Genomic DNA, 19,114 nt, shown 5'->3' on the forward strand with positions numbered 1-19,114 from the left:
CCCAATCTTCTTAGTTTATGTACTCTGACCCCATTATTTTGTACTTTGACCCCATTATTTCGGGTATAAAAAAGCCCCAACCATGGTTGGGGCTTTTTAATGTCTTGTTTAGCGGTAAGTGCTTATACGCGCTTAACGGCTACATCTGCTTCGAACTTAGGCTTAACTGCCAAGTCTTCAGAAGGTGGAGCAAACTTAGTTAGGTCAATGCCTGCAACTGCTTGCTTGTACTCTTCTGTCGTTGGGAAACGACCAAGAACCGTTGAAAGTACTACTAGCGGCGTAGAGCCTAGTAGTGATTCACCTTTCTTCTCAGCAGAGTCAGCTACAACACGACCTTGGAAAAGGCGTGTAGAGGTAGCAATTACGGTATCGCCCGGCTCAGCTTTTTCTTGGTTACCCATACATAGGTTACATCCAGGACGCTCTAGGTAAAGAATGTTGTCGTACTTAGTACGCGCTGCTTCTTTAGGCTTAGCATCGTCGAATTCAAAGCCTGCGTATTTTGCAAGTACTTCCCAGTCGCCTTCTGCTTTAAGCTCGTCAACGATGTTGTATGTAGGTGGCGCAACAACAAGTGGCGCTTTGAACTCTACAGAGCCGTTAAGCTTCTCTAGGTTACGCAGCATTTGCGCGATAATTTGCATGTCGCCTTTGTGCACCATACAAGAACCCACGAACCCTAGGTCTACTGGCTTACCATCGTAGTAAGAAACAGGACGGATTACGTCGTGGGTATAACGCTTAGATACGTCTTCGTTGTTTACGTCTGGGTCAGCGATCATTGGCTCATCGATTTGGTCTAGGTCGATAACCACTTCTGCGTAGTACTTAGCGTTGTCATCTGGTGCAAGCGCTGGTACTTCGCCAGACTTGATTTCAGCAATACGCTTGTCAGCAAGGTCAATTAGACCCTGAAGCATGTTCGCTTCGTTATCCATACCCTTGTCGATCATGATTTGGATACGGCTCTTAGCAAGCTCAAGTGACGCAACCATAGTCTCATTGTCAGAGATACAAATTGACGCTTTCGCTTTCATTTCTGCAGACCAATCAGTGAACGTAAACGCTTGGTCAGCAAGTAGAGTACCGATTTGTACTTCAATTACACGACCTTGGAACACGTTCTCGCCAGCGAATTGCTTAAGCATTTGAGCTTGAGTAGCGTGAACCACATCACGGAAGTCCATGTGCTCTTTCATGCTACCTTTAAAGGTCACTTTCACAGACTCTGGAATTGGCATTGCCGCTTCACCCGTTGCAAGTGCTAATGCAACCGTACCTGAGTCGGCACCGAATGCTACACCTTTTGACATACGAGTGTGCGAGTCACCCCCAATGATGATGGCGCGGTCGTCTACGGTGATGTCGTTAAGCACTTTGTGAATAACGTCAGTCATTGAGTGGTAAACACCTTTAGGATCACGTGCTGTGATTACGCCAAAGTTGTTCATGAATGACATTAGCTTAGGAATGTTAGCCTGTGCTTTCTTATCCCATACTGACGCCGTGTGACAACCAGACTGGTATGCACCGTCAACAGTAGGTGAAATAGTTGATGCCGCCATAGACTCTAGTTCTTGGCAGGTCATTGGGCCAGTAGTGTCCTGAGAACCCACAATGTTTACTTTAACGCGAACGTCAGAGCCCGCGTGAAGCGGCGCATCTGAATTTACGCCTACTGCATTGCGGTTAAAGATTTTCTCTACAGCAGTAAGACCTTGGCCTTCGTGTGAAACTTCTTTCGATTGCGCGTAAACTGCTGGCGCTTCAACACCAAGTGTACGTGCAGCAAAAGATTGTAGCTGCTTACCGAATACTACAGCGTAAGAACCACCCGCTTTCATGAACTCCATTTTCTGAGGTGTAAATGAGGCAGATACGTCAGCCAGTTCTTCTGAACCGTTGAAAAGCTTCTTCGCTTTGGTATCAATAGTCAGTACCGTACCAGTTGCAACAGAGTAAGCTTCTTCAAGCACTGGGTCGCCATTTGCATCGCGAACCACTTCGCCATTTTCGTCTGTTTTCTTAACCCAGTTTTTAAGGTCAAGACCAATACCACCAGTTACGTCTACAGTAGTAAGGAAGATTGGCGCGATACCGTTAGTACCAGCAACAATTGGCGCTTTGTTTACAAAAGGAATGTAAGGGCTTGTTGGCTCACCGGCCCAAAGTGCAACGTTGTTCACACCAGACATACGTGAAGAACCTACACCCATTGTGCCTTTTTCAGCAATAAGCATAACTTTTGCGTTAGGGTGCTTTTTACCTAGCTCAACAATTTCTTGCTGCGCTTCAGGAGAAATCATGCACTGGCCGTGAAGTTCACGGTCTGCACGAGAGTGCGCTTGGTTACCTGGAGAAAGAAGGTCAGTTGAGATATCACCTTCAGCAGCGATATAGGTCACTACTTCGATTTTCTCTGGAACGTCAGGAAGCTTGGTAAAGAATTCAGCTTTTGCGTAGCTTTCTAGCACGTCTTTAGCAATCGCGTTACCTGCTTTAAATGCCGTTTCAAGACGCTCAGTATCGGCTTCGTATAGATAAACCTGAGTTTTCAACACTTCAGCTGCAGGCTTGGCAACGGCTTCATCATCAGAAAGAGCAAGATCTAGAAGTGCTTCTACAGACGGACCACCTTTCATGTGTGAAAGTAGCTCAAGTGCAAACTCTGGCGTGATTTCTTCTACTTTTTCTTCGCCAAGTACAATTTCTTTCAAAAATTGTGCTTTAACACCAGCGGCAGGCGTCGTTCCTGGCAAGGTGTTATAGATAAAGAATTTTAGAGAGTCTTCGCGGTGCTCGTTTGTTGTATCTTTGATTTGAGCAATAATTTCAGACAGCAGTTCTGCACTGTCAATTGGCTTAGGGTTAAGACCTAATTCCGTTTTACGGGTTTCGATCTCTGCCAGATATTCTGAATACAAACTCATATAGTTCTCTCGGTCTTAGTTTTACTTGGGCGTAGTGTTAAGTCGGTCTTAGCTATACGCATATAAAAATGAGGGATATTTTAACTGATTTTTAGCAGTTACGTAATGACTGAAAGTAATCAGTTGGTTATACAGCCGCTTAAACCAAAGTAAAATAAACCTCAAAGAGCATAGGTGCAAAAAATGACTTTTTGAAAAAAATGCGCAATGATTATTAAATTCAGTTACTTACAAAGATAAAGACTGAAGTACAAAATCATTTTTAATAAGAATGGTTTGACCAATAAAGATAAATAATAGTGTTGCACTTATGATAAAGATTCATTCTATTTATGGTGCTACCAGTACAAATTACCTTCAAATTTGAAACAAAATTTCAGTTTATTGCTTTTTTATTGTGCATTGTTCTGTTTAGGTGAAACTTTTACTACCTTGGCATTCTCACCGTCAGTTAAAAGTAGAAGGTTACCTTGGTGATCAACCGCTATATCTCTTAATCGCACTTCTAGTTCCTCATAAATTTTCGTAGAAACATATTTATTCGGTATTTTATGGACCGCATACAAGGCTTTCGCTTTCAAACTGGTAACTAGTAATGTATTGGTCAACATTGGATACTGATCATGCGCGTAGTAAACCATAGATGACGGCGCGATGGACGGTGTCCAGTCCACAATGGGGTCTGTCATATCTGGGTAAGTTGAAAAAGGTGAAATTCTTGCACCTGAATAGTCTTTCCCTAACGTAACGACTGGCCAACCGTAGTTCGCGCCTTTTTGAAGTAGGTTCACTTCGTCGCCGCCATCAGGTCCGTGTTCATGCAGAAATATTTGCCCTTTAGGCCCCTGCACTAACCCTTGAGGGTTGCGATGTCCCAAAGTGTATACATAAGGGCTTTTAGAGAAAGAAGGATTCGTTAACGGTTCACCTGATAGTGTAAACCCTAGCACTTTACCTAACTGTGAGCTAACAACCTGTGCTTGCTCTCGGTAATCAAATCCGTCACCGGTAGTGACTAGGAAGCCCTGTTCTTGGCTTGCATCACTAGTTCTAAGCTGAAGAAGCTTCCCGCCATAGTGCACAGGCGTATCTTTTGTTTGCGCTACTTCAATTACGGGTTCAATATTATTAATGCCATAAGTGAGAGAAAGCTCACCTTTTACTACAGCAAGACGGTTAGCATCATCACTACCCTTGGAATAACTAAGCAATACAGTGGAATTGGCGGGGAACTGGGAAGGGATAAGAATATCTAGCACACCTCCCTGCCCTTTTGTATATAAGTTATCAAGAGCCAAAGAGAACTTAGATGCTTCACCGTTATTATCAACAATAACGAGTTCACCGTCTCTTGTTACTATTAATAGATGCGTAGTTGCTTTCTCTTGGTCTACAAAGGTTGTTAACGCCTTTGGAAACGCTAACGAGGTTACCAAGTTTTCGGTTACTACGTTACTAGCAAAACGTTTTAAAGACGCCGGCACATCGCTTATATCTGCATGCTTTTGGGAATTACGTGTGGGCTCAACTTCAGTGTCAGAAACGATAGTTGACGCAAGAGCATGCGAAATAGCCCCACTAGCTAACGCGAAAACCAAAAACTTTCTTACGATACGCTCTAACTTCATTGTTATTGTCCTCGAAGACCTTAGCTAAGCTAATTTAAGCTATAAAGATATGCTTGGTTATTAAGCGCAATATAACTACATTCAGTGTTCTTGTTGCGCTTTGTTGATAGTTAATACATGGTAATAAAAGACGAACCTCGGAATGTGATACATGAGAAACCTAACTCGCCGCGCTATTTTTCATTTTGTCCCATCTTGGGCAGTCGGTTTCCTACTTGCAAGTCTATTTCATTCAATTTCTGTTTTGATGGGCTTGGTTCAAATTGGCGTCGAGTTAAACGTTAGCGATTGGCTTTCCATGATATGGCAGGACGCTTTAGGTCTTTTACCCACTTACGGTGCTATTATCGCCATAACTTTGCTGTTAGCTTTTTCAATAACACATTTTATCGTTAAGCAACTCAACCTTAACGAAGCAAAAAGTGCGAACAGCACTAGTCGAACGGTTCTCTTCGCTGCTGCAGGCGGCCTTTCTTTCCTACTGATGTTGCTAGCCATGCAGCCTATTTTAAATGTCACCCTTATTGCAGGTGCTCGCTCGACACTAGGACTTGCAGCACAGTGTTTTGCAGGCGTCTGTTCAGGGTTTCTCTATCGCCAATTCAGTGATAGTTTCAGCCACCATCAATAACCAAAACTTATACTACTAAATAAGCCAACACTGATGTAAATAAAAAGTTAAGTTTGCTAATGTAAGGAGCATACCTTACATCTTTTGCCTTATTAGGAATAAGCAACATGATAACTTACCCAGATAATGTGACATGCCTAGCCGACTATATTGAAAGTGTTTTAAAGAAGTTCGCAGATAGACCTGCATATACGGCTCTTGGACAAACTCTCACGTTTGCCGATATCGACAGTAAGTCGTCTGCGTTAGCACGTTATTTCGTACACGAAGCAAAACTGACTCCTGGTACAAAAGTGGCCATTCAGCTTCCCAATCTTATCCAAAACCCTATTGTCGTTTATGCCGCACTCCGTGCAGGTCTTGTCGTAGTAAATACTAATCCGCTATATACTGAGCGGGAGATGAAGCATCAGTTTACCGATAGCGGGGCAAAAGCCTTAGTTATCTTAAGTGACTTACTTCCTAAGTTTACCAACATTAAAGATGACACTGGTATCGAGACAGTCATTACGACTTCGGCAACAGAGTTGCTAGACCCTAGTACAGCGCCAACGCTTGACGGGACGGTTTCTTTTAGCAAAGCAATTGAAGTAGGAAGTGCACTGCCTTCGTTCTCTCGTCCTTCAATAGCGTTAGACGAGCTCGCCATGCTGCAATACACCGGAGGTACGACCGGCGTCTCTAAAGGCGCAGCACTTAGCAATAAAAATGTAATGGCTAATTGTATTCAAATGCTTGATCGCATTGGTGAAGGCTTTAAAGACGGCGAAGAAGTGTTGGTGTGCCCGTTGCCGCTCTATCATATTTATGCGTTCACGGTCGGTATGATGGCGCTATTTGCGAAGGGCACGCACATTATTCTTATCCCTAACCCGAGAGATATCGACGGTTTCATTCAAACACTCAAGCCCCATAAAATTTCCGCCTTTATGGGGATAAATACGCTATTTGTCGGTCTTGGACGACATCCAGAATTTGCAAAACTCGATTTTTCTAATCTTCATCTCACTATGTCTGGCGGTACAGCGCTCACCCAAGCAGCTGTGTCAATTTGGCGAGATGTAACGGGTAATACCATCACTGAAGGCTATGGCCTGTCTGAAACCGCCCCCGTCGTTTCATTCAACATTCCAGGAAAAGAAGAAATAGGCACAGTGGGCCATGAGCTAGAAGACACTGAGGTAGCGCTTCTTGATAGTTATGATAAGCCAGCTTCAGAAGGTGAGTCGGGGCAAATAGCAGTGCGCGGACCGCAGGTTATGATGGGCTATTGGAATCGAGATGATGAAACGGCAAAGGTAATGACCGAAGACGGCTTCTTCAAAACCGGTGATATCGGTATTCGCACAGAATCTGGCGCAATTAAAATTGTAGATCGCTTAAAAGACATGATTATTGTTTCAGGCTTCAACGTTTATCCGAACGAAATAGAAGATGTGCTAACGTCGCACCCCAGCGTGATGGAAGCCGCCGTTGTTGGCAAGCCTGATGATAAAACAGGAGAGCGAGTGTGTGCTTACATTACGCTATCTGGTGATGTATCGACAGAAGACGTTATCGAACATTGCAAGACGCAGTTAACTAACTACAAAGTTCCGAAGTCAATCACAATATTAGAAGAGCTACCCAAATCAACAGTGGGTAAAATACTCCGTCGAGAACTACGTTCTGCCTAAAAACACAAAACAGCACAAAAAATAGCAACTGAAAAAAAAGCGCATAGTGTCAAAACCTATGCGTTTTTTTATTTTAAATATCAGACAACTGCTACCAAAGAATAAGCTTAACGTGTTGAAAAAATCGCGGTTCTGTCATTAACTTAAACAAACCCCAATCACTTTCGTTGCACTTATGCAATTTACGACATTACCTGTCTACCCGCTGTCTTGCTCTAGATTAACTTTACGCCTTCCAAAGGGCTTTTGGTTGTGAACCGCCCGTTGCTAGAACGTCAGGCTATGGACAAGCATGGCATGGTTGCAACTATGGATGTAAAAGGGAATATCCTTAGTGCTAATGAAAAGTGTTGTGAATTCTCAGGGTTTTCTGAGAAAGAAATAGTGGGTGAGAATATCACCGCCTTCGACATCACCAATATTACAGCCGATGAAAAGCAAGAGATCTTCAGCTCACTTTCACTAGGCAAAATATGGCAAGGCGAAGTTCACAGCATAAGAAAAACGGGTGAACCTTGGTATGTATTTGCCACTGTGGTTCCAGTTGTTAAAAAAGCAACCCTTGTCGACCACCTTATTGTTATTGGGACAGACATTTCTCAACAGAAGCGTTTAGAAAAGCGTCTCTCTGAAGGACGCGCTTTTTACCGCAGCATTACCGATAGTATTGGAGAAGGGGTTTATGCAGTAAATGCAGCGGGTCAAACACAATTTCTCAATCCTGCCGCTTCTCAGCTTCTAGGGTGGACTTTAAAAGAACTTCAAGACCGTCGTTTTCACGATACCGTCCATTACCAAAAGGGAGACGGCACTCTCCTCCCTAGAGAGCAGTGCCCAGTAAACCTCGCTATTCGCGAAGGAAAGTCTTATACCTCATATGAAGACTTTTTTACCGATAAGCGAGGTAGGCTATTCCCCATTTCTATCGTTGCGGTACCGCTGATGAATAACGAAGGTGAACCAGACGGGCATGTGGGTGTATTCAACGATATTAGTGGTCAAAAAGCCATTGAACAGAAGCTGCAAAAAGCCTATGACGAAGCGCAAAGTGCAAACAAAGCTAAAACCGACTTCCTTGCTACAATGAGCCACGAGATAAGGACGCCGATGAACGCCATCATTGGTTTGACGCATTTGGCCTTAGAAACAAACGATAATGAACAGCGCCAGCAATACTTAGAGAAAGTTCAGCGAAGTTCAAATGCGCTGCTCGAGTTGATGAATAGTATTTTGGACTTTTCCAAAGTTGAAGCCAATAAAATAGACATTCTCGATGAACCGTTTACTTTAAGTAGAATGATAGAAAAGCTGGCGCAGGTGTTTCAAGTAAAAGCACAGCAAAAACATCTTCAGTTACTTTTTGATATTCGCTGCAATACCAACACACCATGCAAGGGCGATAGCGAAAAAATCTACCAAGTTTTGTTGAATCTTTTAAGTAACGCTATCAAGTTTACAGAAAAAGGTTACGTTCTACTTAAAGTTGATAAGCGGAATAATCACCTTTTCTTTAGTGTAAGCGATACCGGAATGGGAATTAGCGATGCGGGCAAAGCAAAGCTTTTCAATGCCTTCGAACAGGCTGACGCATCCATTTCTCGAAAGTTTGGTGGTACTGGGTTAGGGCTTGCAATTTGTAAGCGACTTGTAGAATTCATGGGCGGAGAGCTGACCCTTGAAAGCCAAATCAATGAGGGAAGTTGCTTTGCATTCTCGCTTCCCGTTTGCCTTGATGACGAGAAGCCTGCTGAGGCTTTACTTCCTGTCTCGGTCCCCTCGGAAGTACTTTGCATTCAGACACACGAAAGCGTGGAGCAAGGATGTCAAATTCTTTGCCAAACGTTAGAAAGACTCAACATCAACTGTCAAATTGTAGATCAGGCAGAAGGGCTATTACCACAGCAGGCGCCCTTTAGCATCGCTTATTTACCTATTGATGAATCGAGCTGGAAACGCTTTGCCAATCACATGCAATTTGGTGAATACCGCGACTTAAACGTCAATGTTCTGATCACCCCATTTTGTCGAGAAGACGTTTGTAAGCGATTCGGAAAAACCTTTCCTAGCGATGTTCGAATTATTGAACTTCCATTTACAGAAAGCGAAATCATTTCCGCTTTATCACCTTTGCAAGTGCCAACAAATCAGGAGGCAACCGAAGGTCTTGAAAGCAAAAAGTGGCGAACCAATCGATTGGCAGGTAAACGAGTATTAGTAGTAGACGATGACCTAATAAGTGTGGAAATAAGCCAACAAATCCTAACTGACTTAGGCATAAAAGTGTTAACGGCAACAACGGGAGAGTATGCGCTGGCACTGTGCAACTCGAATACCTTTGACGCCATCTTACTTGACTGCCACCTACCAGACATATCTGGTTACGACATCGCAGAAACACTGACGCAAAATGGAAACTGGTTCACGCCAATTATCGCGCTAAGTGCTGATGAAACCAATGAAGCGTCAGAAAAAGCGCTAGCGGCTGGTATGTGCCATCACTTAGTCAAACCCGCCACAGCAAACGAAATTGTTCATACCATTGATATTCATATTCACTCTGGCTACGTTGAAATCATGCGGTTGGACGGATCCAATAAGTTCTTCACTGCACTACTAGATTTCTACAACAAGTATAGTCAACGAAGCGTAATGTCGGACCTGCTCAATATTCTTCATACGCCGTCCTGCACAAGCCAGCTATTAATAAATTTAACCGCAGATGCTCAGAGGATTGGGGCAAGTACGCTAGAACGACATTTACAATGTATTGCAGACGTTCAACAACGTCCGGATTCGGTTATTGCCAAGTACATTGCAAAGCTTTCTTTCGAACTAGATGCGACGCTGCGTTTAATTGCACATACCATAGATAAAACGGGCACAATCAATAGGTCGATTGAAAGTAACAATTTGGGAGCAGCGACACTGTTCTCTTCGTTAAAACAGGTGAAAGCTTTTCTTGAAGCGTATGATGCAAAGGCGCTTGACCATATTACTAAAGTTGCGGCTTGCCATTGTGATTCAATTCATTCACACAGCATAAATCAATTAAAACAGCTCGCCTCTGTGTATGATTTCGAAGGTGCTTTAGCTGTCGTACAAAAAATCTTAGATGAAATAAAGCATGAACAAGCAGAATAAAGTAGCACAAAAATTCAGTATCCTGGTTGTAGACGACGAGCCAGCCAATATTGATATATTGCTTGGAATACTAAGCCCTTATTATGATGTTAAAGTCGCGCCATCCGGCGCGGTTGCCCTCAAAATAGTTCAGCAGTTTACGCCAGACCTAATACTGCTAGATATTATGATGCCAGGTATGGACGGGTTTGAAGTATGCAAACAATTAAAAACTGACAGATTGCTAAGCCAGATTCCGATCATTTTTGTCACAGCGTTGACCCAAGGAGAAAACGAGGAGAAGGGTTTCAAGCTTGGCGCCGTCGACTACATAACCAAGCCAGTATCTCCCAGCATTACACTAGCGCGCGTGAAAACACATATTAGTCTTGCTCATCAAATGCGTACTACCGAAAACTTGGTGTCAAAACGCACTGAAGAGCTTAGCAAAAGCCAGCAAAGTGCCATTACTATGTTAGCGGCAGCAGGACACTACAATGACACAGACACAGGACACCACATTTGGCGCATGGCTGCCTACAGCAAATGTTTAGCTATTGCCTGCGGCTGGTCCTATGACGACGCTTGCTTGTTGGCGCAAGCTGCGCCTATGCATGACACAGGTAAAATCGGTATTCCCGATGCAATTTTGAAAGCGCCTCGTCGCCTTATAAACAGCGAAATGGAGGTGATGCGCACCCATGCACAAATTGGCCACAAAATTCTTTCGCAGTGCGATACACCTTTGTTTAACCTTGCGGCGGAAATAGCATTATGTCACCACGAAAAATGGAACGGTACAGGCTACCCCGAAGGCTTGGCGGGTGAAGACATTCCCGAAAGCGCGCGCATTGTCGCCATTGCCGATGTATTCGACGCCCTTACGATGAAACGCCCTTATAAAAAAGCATGGTCTGACGAAGAAGCATTTGAATATATTCAGAAGGGGGCAGGGAAACATTTCGACCCCAAACTAGTAGAGTGTTTTTTTTCAATCAAACAGGAAATACTAGATACTAAAAGCCATTGGAATCAGCTAGAGGCAGAAGGCCAAATGGCATCAGTATCAGATCTAAACCCCTAATTACTTCTAGTCACTTATAGCCACTATAAAACGCTATCTGACAAACCAAAAGATTCGCGACTTCTAATTAAAGATATTGCGCATGAAGATATAAAAAAAGGTCGATATTTTATCGACCTTTTCAATTAACGCTTGCATTCAACCGCTAGCTTTAACTGGCACCAAGCTCGGCAGCGATAGCGTCAGCTTGGCGTTTTTCGCCCTGCACAAACTGCTTCCATTGCTGTGCCATAGCACGGCTTTTCTGATGCTTTTCAGCTTCTGCAAGCTGATTAAGCGCAAGGGCATATTGCTTTTTATTGTAAAGTGCCATGCCTTTTATCAAGTAAACCAAACCAGGGTTTCTTAATTCGCCTTTTTCAACAGCACGGTCTGCAGCAGCGATTGCATCGTCAAAACGCTCTTCATTAAGAAGAATTTGCGCTAACTGTGCATCTAACTCACCGTCTTCAGACAGTTCAGCCGCTTGCATCATAACGGGAATGGCTTTGTCTTGCTCTTTAGCAAGTGACCAGCTTTGACCTAAGAACTTAAGGTTGCGCAAGTTTTTCTCAAGCACACCGTCGTTCATTGCCTGTTCCATCAACTTAGCACCCTTATAAGGTACACGGTGATAGTAATAAAGCTGTGCCATGTTAAATACATCAGCTGACGTATTAACAAATCCACGTTGGTAAGCGGTTTCCATGATGGCCAATTGCTTGCGCTCTTCACCTAGCTCACCGTACATGCCAGCTAGCTGGATCCAATACTTAGGCTCGTCAAACAACTTAACCATTTTAATAAGAACGTCTTTAACCTTTTGAGGCTGCTTGAGTTCGTAAAAAATAGCACGTTGAAGAATTAACCACCCTTCATCAGGGATCATGCCTTCTGCTTCGTGATCGGCAACGGCTTCAGAAATCCACATTGCAGCTTCGTCGTACTTCTTATTCTGATAGTACGCTTGGGCTTTTATCACTTTATTTTTAACCGGTACAGGGCCTGTACTAAGACTTTCCCAACGCTCTAGGTAAGTAATGGTGTCGTCGTAATTACCCTGCATAAGGTTAAGCTGGGCCAGACTGAAAAGCGTGGTCATTTCGAACTTTTCAGGAATTGGCTGCTGCTCTACCACTTTGGCAAACGATTCCAATGCTTTTGCATAGTCTTCGTTGTTGTAATAAATGAAGCCGAAAAAGTTGTACATCATGGCTTTTTCATAAGCGTTCATTGAGTCAGCCTTATCTTCTACTTCTTTCAAAATAGCGATAGCTTCTTCAATATTACCCGCTTCATCTGCTGCCGTTTGGGCCCGGGCTAACTGCTCGTAAACCTTGCCGCGAAGTGTAGGTACACGGCGAGTTTTCTTCTCGCTGGCTTTTTGCTCTTGCGCAACAGCATCATTGGCAACCAACATGCTAGGTACAGATACCGTGGCCGATGCAAATGCAAACGCCAGTGCACTAAGCAATGTATTCGTCTGTTTTTTCATCATGTTCTGTTACCCGTCAATTTGGAACGTAATACGGTTTTGTACACCAGACACTTCCGTTGCTTCGCCATTTACTACTCGAGGCTTATATTTGAACTTCATTGCCGCATCTATCGCCGCTTGTTCAAAAATACCAGAAGGGTTAGCTTCAACAACAATCGGGTCGCGTACTGCGCCTTGCTTAGTTACCGTAAATTCAACGATAACGAAACCTTCAATACCCCGCTGAAGAGCACGTCGTGGATATACCGGCGCAACTTTAACAATAGGCAGATATTCACCGTCACCAGATTCAAGAGCCAAACCGCCCTCTAGCGAGATGTCGTCTCCCACTTCAGCACCAAAGTCCATTGATGTACCTTCTGCATCTGGAGAAGGCGAGTCCATTTGAGGCTGCTCCATTTGCGGTGGCGGCTCTTCTGGCTTAGGTGGCTTCTTCGGCTTACGATCTTTTTTCTCAACCTGTTCATCCTGCTTAACCCTTACGAAGTCAAGCACGCTTCCTTTAGGCGGCTCAGTTAGTGCGCTGCCACCCATCTTGATAAGCGATTGCATCAAGAAGAACAGGCCTAACGTGATCGCAAGGGAAATAACAAATGCGATTAAATATCGTGGCATGATTTATTGCTCTTGGGCTGCAATCGAAACATCGTAAACACCAGCGGCTCGCGACGCGTCCATAACCTTAATTAAGGTTTCTGTTGTGGCCTTTTTGTCAGCCTGAATAACAACAGTACCCTGTGGGTTTTCAGCGTGTAGGCGCTCGATGTTCGCCTGTACTGCGCGAACGTCGATACGACGTTTGTTAATCCAAATTTCACCTTTATCTGAAATAGCGATAAGGATATTAGCGCGATCCTTTTTCACAGCGGTGGCTGCTTCAGGACGGTTAACATCGATACCGGCTTCTTTCACAAATGACGCAGTCACGATAAAGAAGATCAACATGATAAATACAACGTCCAGCATGGGCGTCATGTCGATGTTTGCTTCTTCCTCATCGACTAGGTTTTGAAAGTGCTGCTTCATAATAAATACCTTACCTTAACGCTTAGCTAGCATTAACGTTGAATAATCAATGCATCCTCAAGATGCGTGCGTTCTGATTTCACCATACGAGTTAACCAGGTAGCGGCGAATACGCCTGAAAGTGCGCCAACCATGCCCGCCATTGTCGGGATAGTGGCTTTCGATACACCTGATGCCATTGAACGAGCATTACCTGAACCCGCAATCGCCATTACATCGAACACTTCAATCATACCGGTAACCGTTCCCATCAAGCCTAACAGCGGACAAAGCGCTACCAGTGACTGGATAATTGGGATGCTGCCGTTAAGGCGCATGGTCAACTGTGAAATTGTTTTCTGACGAACTTGCTCAGCGAACCAAGAAGAGCGGTCGGTACGTGCTGTCCACATTGCTACCGCTTCTTTCTTGGCTTGCTTGTGCCAAACCATCAGATACATCGCACGTTCGAGGATCAAAAGCCACATAACGAATATCAGCAGACCGATGACCAGGAGAACCTGGCCCCCTGTTTCTGTGAAATCGCGAATTGCTTCTAGAAACTCGATCATGATTAGCCTCGCTCAGCGCGCTCTGCAATTACGCCAGACGCCTGTTCTTGTAGGATGTACACAATGTTCTTAGAACGTGTGTTTAGCATTGCGTAAAGCAGTGTCATTGGAATCGCTACAACAAGACCTAGTACTGTTGTTACAAGTGCTGTTGAAATACCACCAGCCATCAGTTTCGGGTCACCTGTACCAAACAAGGTAATTGCTTGGAAGGTGTTAATCATACCCGTTACCGTACCTAGTAGACCCATAAGCGGCGCAACTACTGAGATAATCTTAATGATAGTTAAGTTACGACCTAGCTTAGGCACTTCGCCCAAAATCGCTTCTGTAAGGTGAAGCTCAAGCGCTTCAACGTCAGCGTCTGGGTGCTCGTCACGGACTTTAAGTACACGGCCAAGCGGGTTGTTAGTGTTAACTTCTTTGCTCTTAAGCTGCTTGTTCACTTTCATGCGCGTTAGCGTAAGCGTTACAAGACGCTCTAGAGCAAGTAGTAAACCAAACGCACCAACGATAAGAATGATATAACCTACAACACCGCCCTGCTCTACACGCTCTTTAAGGTTTGGCGCTTGAACAAGAAGACCTAGGATAGAACCACCTGTTGGGTCGATACCAAATTGAACTAACTCGCCATTTGATGCTTGAAGCTCTGCCGCAGAGTCATTGTAACGATCAGCAGGCTGACGTACTAGTTCAGACACTGTGCCGGTTACACCGTTGTAGTCTAGGTATTTACCGTCGGCAACTAGCGCGAACGGACCTACACGCACAACAGATTTGTTCACTTTCTCGCCACCAGCTTCAACAACGTCAGTGGTAAAGGTAGTCACCTTGCCTGATTCAGTCATTTCACGCTGCATTTCAAACCACACGCGCTCAATCTCTTCAATTGAAGCAAGTTTTGAGCTTGAACCCATATCTTGTGCCATTTGGTCAAGGAACTCTGAACGGCCTTGAATTTGCGCAGATATTACTGAGTTATAGAATTTGTTTTTGGTGTCGCCCGCGATTTGCTGCAGCACACCGAATAGCTCTTTTAGTGAACCAAGACGCGTGTCTAGTGCACCGTTTAAGTCAGCCAGTTTGAATTCGTTTTCTTCAAACTGAGTTTCAAGCTGCTCAGATTGTGCAAGCATTTGGTCACGCTTTTCACGGGTTTCGCGAAGAATGCGATCTTGCTCTGCACGTTGTGATTGGAAATCACGCTCGCGCTGTTTGTTTTGCTGAGACTGTGCGAACTGACCTTCTTCTAATTGCTTTAGAAGTGCATCTAAGTCCATCGCACGGTCGCTTTGTGCGAAAGCACCAACGCTGATGCTAAGGGCTGCTAGACCAACAGCGATACGTTTTACTGTGTTAAACATTCTCATCAACCTCTTAGTCTGTAATTGCCACTGGCAGCATTAGCAAGTCTGGTGCAAGTTGCTTCTTCGCCATGCGCAGACCTTTTGTAATTTGTGTACGGTAGCTGCTATCAAGCTCTTCCCACTGACGGGTTTGCTTGTTCCAAACACCCTGCATGCTAGCATCACGTGTTTGATAAATTAGCGCTGTACGACCAAGGCGTAGGAATTCTACATCACGCTCTTGACCGTTAATTGAATGAATACCGCTATACGCTTCCATAGTGCGGCCGTAATCCATCTCTACTTGATACGCTTCCATAACGCGGCGGAATTTTTCAGATGCAGCAACATCGGCGCGGTCCATCATGGCGCGAAGGTCAGCGACGCGGTTAGCGCGCTCTTCTGGAAGGAAAGGTACATCTAAAGCAACAAACTGCTCTAGGCCGTCAATCATACGCATCATAAGTGGCGTGATTTGGCGTTCAACAACAGACACTTCGTCAATAGCTGAGTTCAGATCTGCCATTTCTTGTTCTTGGTTATTGATTTGCTTACGAAGCTGAGTGTTATAAACCTCAAGGCCTTCGATTTCTTTCATCAATGTTTTGAACTGTTGAAGTTTGCTGTCAATTTGATCGGTAATACCGTTTATTTTTTCTTGCGATTTTGCCGCTGACTCATTGATTTTCGCTGCCTCATCGACAACGGGTTTTAAGACTTCATCGTCTTGTGCCAGTACCGGTGTCGCTGTAAGCGCACCTGCAACTAACAAAGCATTGATAAGCTTCATACATTCAAACCTTTAAAGTTAAAAGAAATCGGTTGTATCCGACTATAAATTTCTGCGCGTAGGATAGAGTTTTTCTGTGACAGTTTTATTACGAAACTGTCATATTAGAACCGAAAGTGTCATGTTTAACTCATAAAAAAGGCCGCATGTAGCGGCCTTAAGGATAAGTTCAGTTTTTAGAAGTCATATTTAAATGACAATCTAATACCTGTACCTCGTGTCTCAGACCTAAGCAGGGTATCGTTAAATTCAATTTCACGATCTTCGCCTAGAATATTCTGAACACGTAATGTGACAGTGCTATTAAAGTCTGGGTAGTACTTGTATACCATATCCAATGAATGAAATGGTTGCTCGAAGTTATCGTCGAAACCATCAATACCCGGAATTAGAATACGCTCACCGAATACGTTATAGACTAATGATGCAGTGTGTTCACCGTTATCAGAGTCATAACCCAACTGCATGTTAAGTACATACTGAGAGTGGCCGGTCATTCGGCGCTCAACATTAGTAATTGCCGCAGAAACACCCGTTTGTTCAACGATATTCTGACGATCTAATACGATTTCAGAATCACTGACAGTGATGTTACCTGTAGTAAACAAGTTGTCCCAAATACCGTCGCCAATAAAGGCTAAGTCTTGTAGGAATTCAACTTCAACTCCGTAAACCTCGCCAGATTCAGCGTTAGCAATACGAATTAGGGGTGGACCATCCTGAGCCGGAGACTGTACCGATTCAATCGGCGCCTCCATGTCTTTATAGAATAGGCCTACAGACACGTTGTTACCTGCTTCGCGATACCACTCCCAACGTAAATCATAGTTAATGATATCTGTTGTGCTTACACCAGGTGTACCAGCAATCGGGAAGTTAGTTAACGGGTCTAAGTAAGTCGCCGAAGAAACCTCACGAAGATCGGGACGTACAACCGTTTGACCGATACTTGCACGTAGCTGCATATCGTCTTCTAAGAAGTAAGTCACTGCAAGTGCTGGATAAAAACCGTCTTCTTGGAACGCAAGCTGCGAACGATCCGCTTCGTCACTCAAGTCAAACTGGTTTGTGCGCGGGTCTAGCGGCGCCACTACCTGACGGAAGTCTTCATAACGTGCACCACCAGTGAAACGCCACTTGTTGTCATAGAAGAAATCAGCTTCTAGATAGTAAGCATCAATTTTCTGGCCCGCTACATAGTCATCACCGGCAATAGTCGTATCACGAATAATGGGTCGGCTAGACAAAGATAGGGTGTCTAGAACACTGTCGCTGAAAATTTCGCTAAAGTCGTTACCGTCTAGAATTGAACGGTCTTCAACACCAAGTGTATTGATGTCGAAACGACGGTTTTCAGCAGTACGTGTTTTGGTTACAAAGCTTGCACCCACTTTGTACTCAGTTTCCCACTTACCCATTGTCATTGGGTAAGTCACGTTATAACCAAAATTCTCCAAGCGGTCGTGAAGGTCTTGAAACGTATATCGAGCCGCAGTTTGTGCATCTGACAAGAAGATTTCGTTTTCATCATCGAAGATGCCGTCTTGGTTCACGTCTTCCATTACGAAACGCGCATTGAAGTTACCCGGCGCATGACGTACAGAGCGACCCAACGAGTAAGTCCAGTCAATACCCATGAAGTTTAGTTCTGGGATGGTGTGCTGACCTTTAATCTGATTGGTATAAAGCGAGCGTTCTTCGTACTGAACGTCGATATCGCGAATACGCAAACCTTCTGCTTGGTTTAAGTTTTCCGTGTTACCAAACATTTCGCGAATTTCATCGCGAGTGTCGTTTAGTACAATAAGGCTGTAATCAATACGATGTTGACGGTTGTAGTCTACACCTAATGTTAATAGTGAAGACCAAGTCACCGTTTGCTCAGTACCTTGAATATCGTCAAAGAAGCGTACATTGATAATGTCATCGCCCACTAAGTCAGGGTCTTGTAGCTCGTATTCTTCAGAAGAGCGAGTTTGGGCTGAGTAACGTGAAGTTACCAAAAAGCCAAAGCGCCAGTCGTCATCGTAGTCGTAACTGTCACCATAGGTAACGTTAACGCGCATATCTGGGTCAGCAGATTCTCTCTCAAGCCCATATTCTCTGTTAACGCCCTTGAACAACTCTAGCGCTTCCTCGGGCTCTAGGTCGTCTAGGAAATTCTTTGAATCCCAACGCTCTTGGATAGCAGCAGAGGCTGCGCGGGTTCCGTCGTCTTCACCTGTCCAGTCGCGTCCGCCACCAGCATAATCCAGGACATCGCCAGAGTTTTCCGTATCGATACCAACCGCAGCTGATACGTTGAAAACACGCTGTGAAGGTATAGATTTCAATCGGATATTTACGTTACCGCCACCGAATGCCGCAGGCATGGAAGGCGAATACGATTTTTGAACCGCAAGGCTTTCTATAATGCTCGACGGGAACAAGTCGAGAGGTATTACGTTACGCGTTGGATCTGGGCTTGGCACGATTGCGCCGTTTAATTGTGTTGATGAGTAACGCTCACCAAGACCACGTACGTAGATGAAACGACCATCTACCAGTGTTAGACCAGTTACACGGCGAAGTGCACCCGCAGCATCACTGTCACCAGTACGAGCAATCTGCTCAGCACCCATGATATCAGCTACGAAGGCTTGATTTTTACGTTCTTCCATTACTGCTGTCGCGGTGCCTTTTAAGCGCGTACCGGTAGCGACAACCTCCTCAATCACTTCGTCTTCATTTGATTGAGCGTTGGCTATAGACGCTGGAAGCAAAATACTTGCTGCAACGGCTAAGCTAATGGGCTTTAGAAGAAACCTGTTAGCAGGTCTGTTCATGATGAACCTCTTTAGAAAGGAATA

At 44.4% G+C, this 19,114-nt stretch carries 13 protein-coding genes; 4 read left to right on the forward strand and 9 right to left on the reverse strand.

The window, feature by feature from the left end; genetic code table 11:
* Nucleotides 1–122: 122 nt before the first annotated feature.
* Nucleotides 123–2,933 carry a bifunctional aconitate hydratase 2/2-methylisocitrate dehydratase gene (locus ACXACS_RS18115; RefSeq protein WP_474808671.1) on the reverse strand — a complete coding sequence of 937 codons (2,811 nt, stop codon included), beginning with the start codon at nucleotides 2,931–2,933 and terminating at the stop codon, nucleotides 123–125.
* A gap of 392 nt (nucleotides 2,934–3,325) precedes the next feature.
* Nucleotides 3,326–4,561: a PQQ-dependent sugar dehydrogenase gene (locus ACXACS_RS18120; RefSeq protein WP_474808673.1), complete on the reverse strand. Its 1,236-nt coding sequence runs from the start codon at nucleotides 4,559–4,561 to the stop codon at nucleotides 3,326–3,328.
* Nucleotides 4,562–4,712: 151 nt separating this feature from the next.
* On the opposite strand from ACXACS_RS18120, the gene ACXACS_RS18125 reads away from it, so the two are divergent.
* The 4 genes from ACXACS_RS18125 to ACXACS_RS18140 all read left to right on the forward strand — a co-directional run bounded on the left by ACXACS_RS18125 (nucleotide 4,713) and on the right by ACXACS_RS18140 (nucleotide 11,072).
* Complete coding sequence (locus ACXACS_RS18125; protein ID WP_474808675.1) at nucleotides 4,713–5,192, forward strand: hypothetical protein; 480 nt, start codon at nucleotides 4,713–4,715, stop codon at nucleotides 5,190–5,192.
* Nucleotides 5,193–5,299: 107 nt separating this feature from the next.
* Nucleotides 5,300–6,868, forward strand: coding sequence for an AMP-binding protein (locus ACXACS_RS18130; RefSeq protein ID WP_474808677.1), 1,569 nt, complete (start codon nucleotides 5,300–5,302; stop codon nucleotides 6,866–6,868).
* 252 nt (nucleotides 6,869–7,120) lie between these two features.
* On the forward strand, nucleotides 7,121–10,009 hold the full coding sequence (locus tag ACXACS_RS18135; protein ID WP_474808679.1) for an ATP-binding protein: 2,889 nt from the start codon (nucleotides 7,121–7,123) through the stop codon (nucleotides 10,007–10,009).
* Nucleotides 9,993–11,072 (forward strand): response regulator, encoded by a 1,080-nt coding sequence (locus tag ACXACS_RS18140; protein ID WP_474808681.1) that lies wholly within the window; start codon nucleotides 9,993–9,995, stop codon nucleotides 11,070–11,072. The genes ACXACS_RS18135 and ACXACS_RS18140 overlap by 17 nt, the downstream gene beginning before the upstream one ends.
* A gap of 151 nt (nucleotides 11,073–11,223) precedes the next feature.
* Here ACXACS_RS18140 and ACXACS_RS18145 read toward each other — a convergent pair whose 3' ends face one another.
* From ACXACS_RS18145 to ACXACS_RS18175, 7 genes are all read right to left on the reverse strand, one after another.
* Entirely contained in the window at nucleotides 11,224–12,549 is a 1,326-nt protein-coding gene (locus ACXACS_RS18145) for a tetratricopeptide repeat protein (protein ID WP_474808683.1), read from the reverse strand.
* Between the two features lie 6 nt (nucleotides 12,550–12,555).
* Nucleotides 12,556–13,164, reverse strand: coding sequence for an energy transducer TonB (locus ACXACS_RS18150; protein WP_014948290.1), 609 nt, complete (start codon nucleotides 13,162–13,164; stop codon nucleotides 12,556–12,558).
* 3 nt (nucleotides 13,165–13,167) lie between these two features.
* Nucleotides 13,168–13,575, reverse strand: coding sequence for an ExbD/TolR family protein (locus ACXACS_RS18155; protein ID WP_012517280.1), 408 nt, complete (start codon nucleotides 13,573–13,575; stop codon nucleotides 13,168–13,170).
* A gap of 32 nt (nucleotides 13,576–13,607) precedes the next feature.
* Complete coding sequence (locus ACXACS_RS18160; protein ID WP_014978335.1) at nucleotides 13,608–14,126, reverse strand: MotA/TolQ/ExbB proton channel family protein; 519 nt, start codon at nucleotides 14,124–14,126, stop codon at nucleotides 13,608–13,610.
* A 2-nt stretch (nucleotides 14,127–14,128) separates the two neighbouring features.
* Entirely contained in the window at nucleotides 14,129–15,493 is a 1,365-nt protein-coding gene (locus tag ACXACS_RS18165) for a MotA/TolQ/ExbB proton channel family protein (RefSeq protein ID WP_474808686.1), read from the reverse strand.
* Nucleotides 15,494–15,506: 13 nt separating this feature from the next.
* Nucleotides 15,507–16,265 carry a DUF3450 domain-containing protein gene (locus ACXACS_RS18170; RefSeq protein ID WP_474806290.1) on the reverse strand — a complete coding sequence of 253 codons (759 nt, stop codon included), beginning with the start codon at nucleotides 16,263–16,265 and terminating at the stop codon, nucleotides 15,507–15,509.
* A 176-nt stretch (nucleotides 16,266–16,441) separates the two neighbouring features.
* Nucleotides 16,442–19,090 (reverse strand): TonB-dependent receptor domain-containing protein, encoded by a 2,649-nt coding sequence (locus ACXACS_RS18175; RefSeq protein ID WP_474808688.1) that lies wholly within the window; start codon nucleotides 19,088–19,090, stop codon nucleotides 16,442–16,444.
* Nucleotides 19,091–19,114 lie beyond the last annotated feature (24 nt).

The sequence above is a fragment of the Alteromonas sp. AWM4_230 genome, assembly GCF_056158305.1.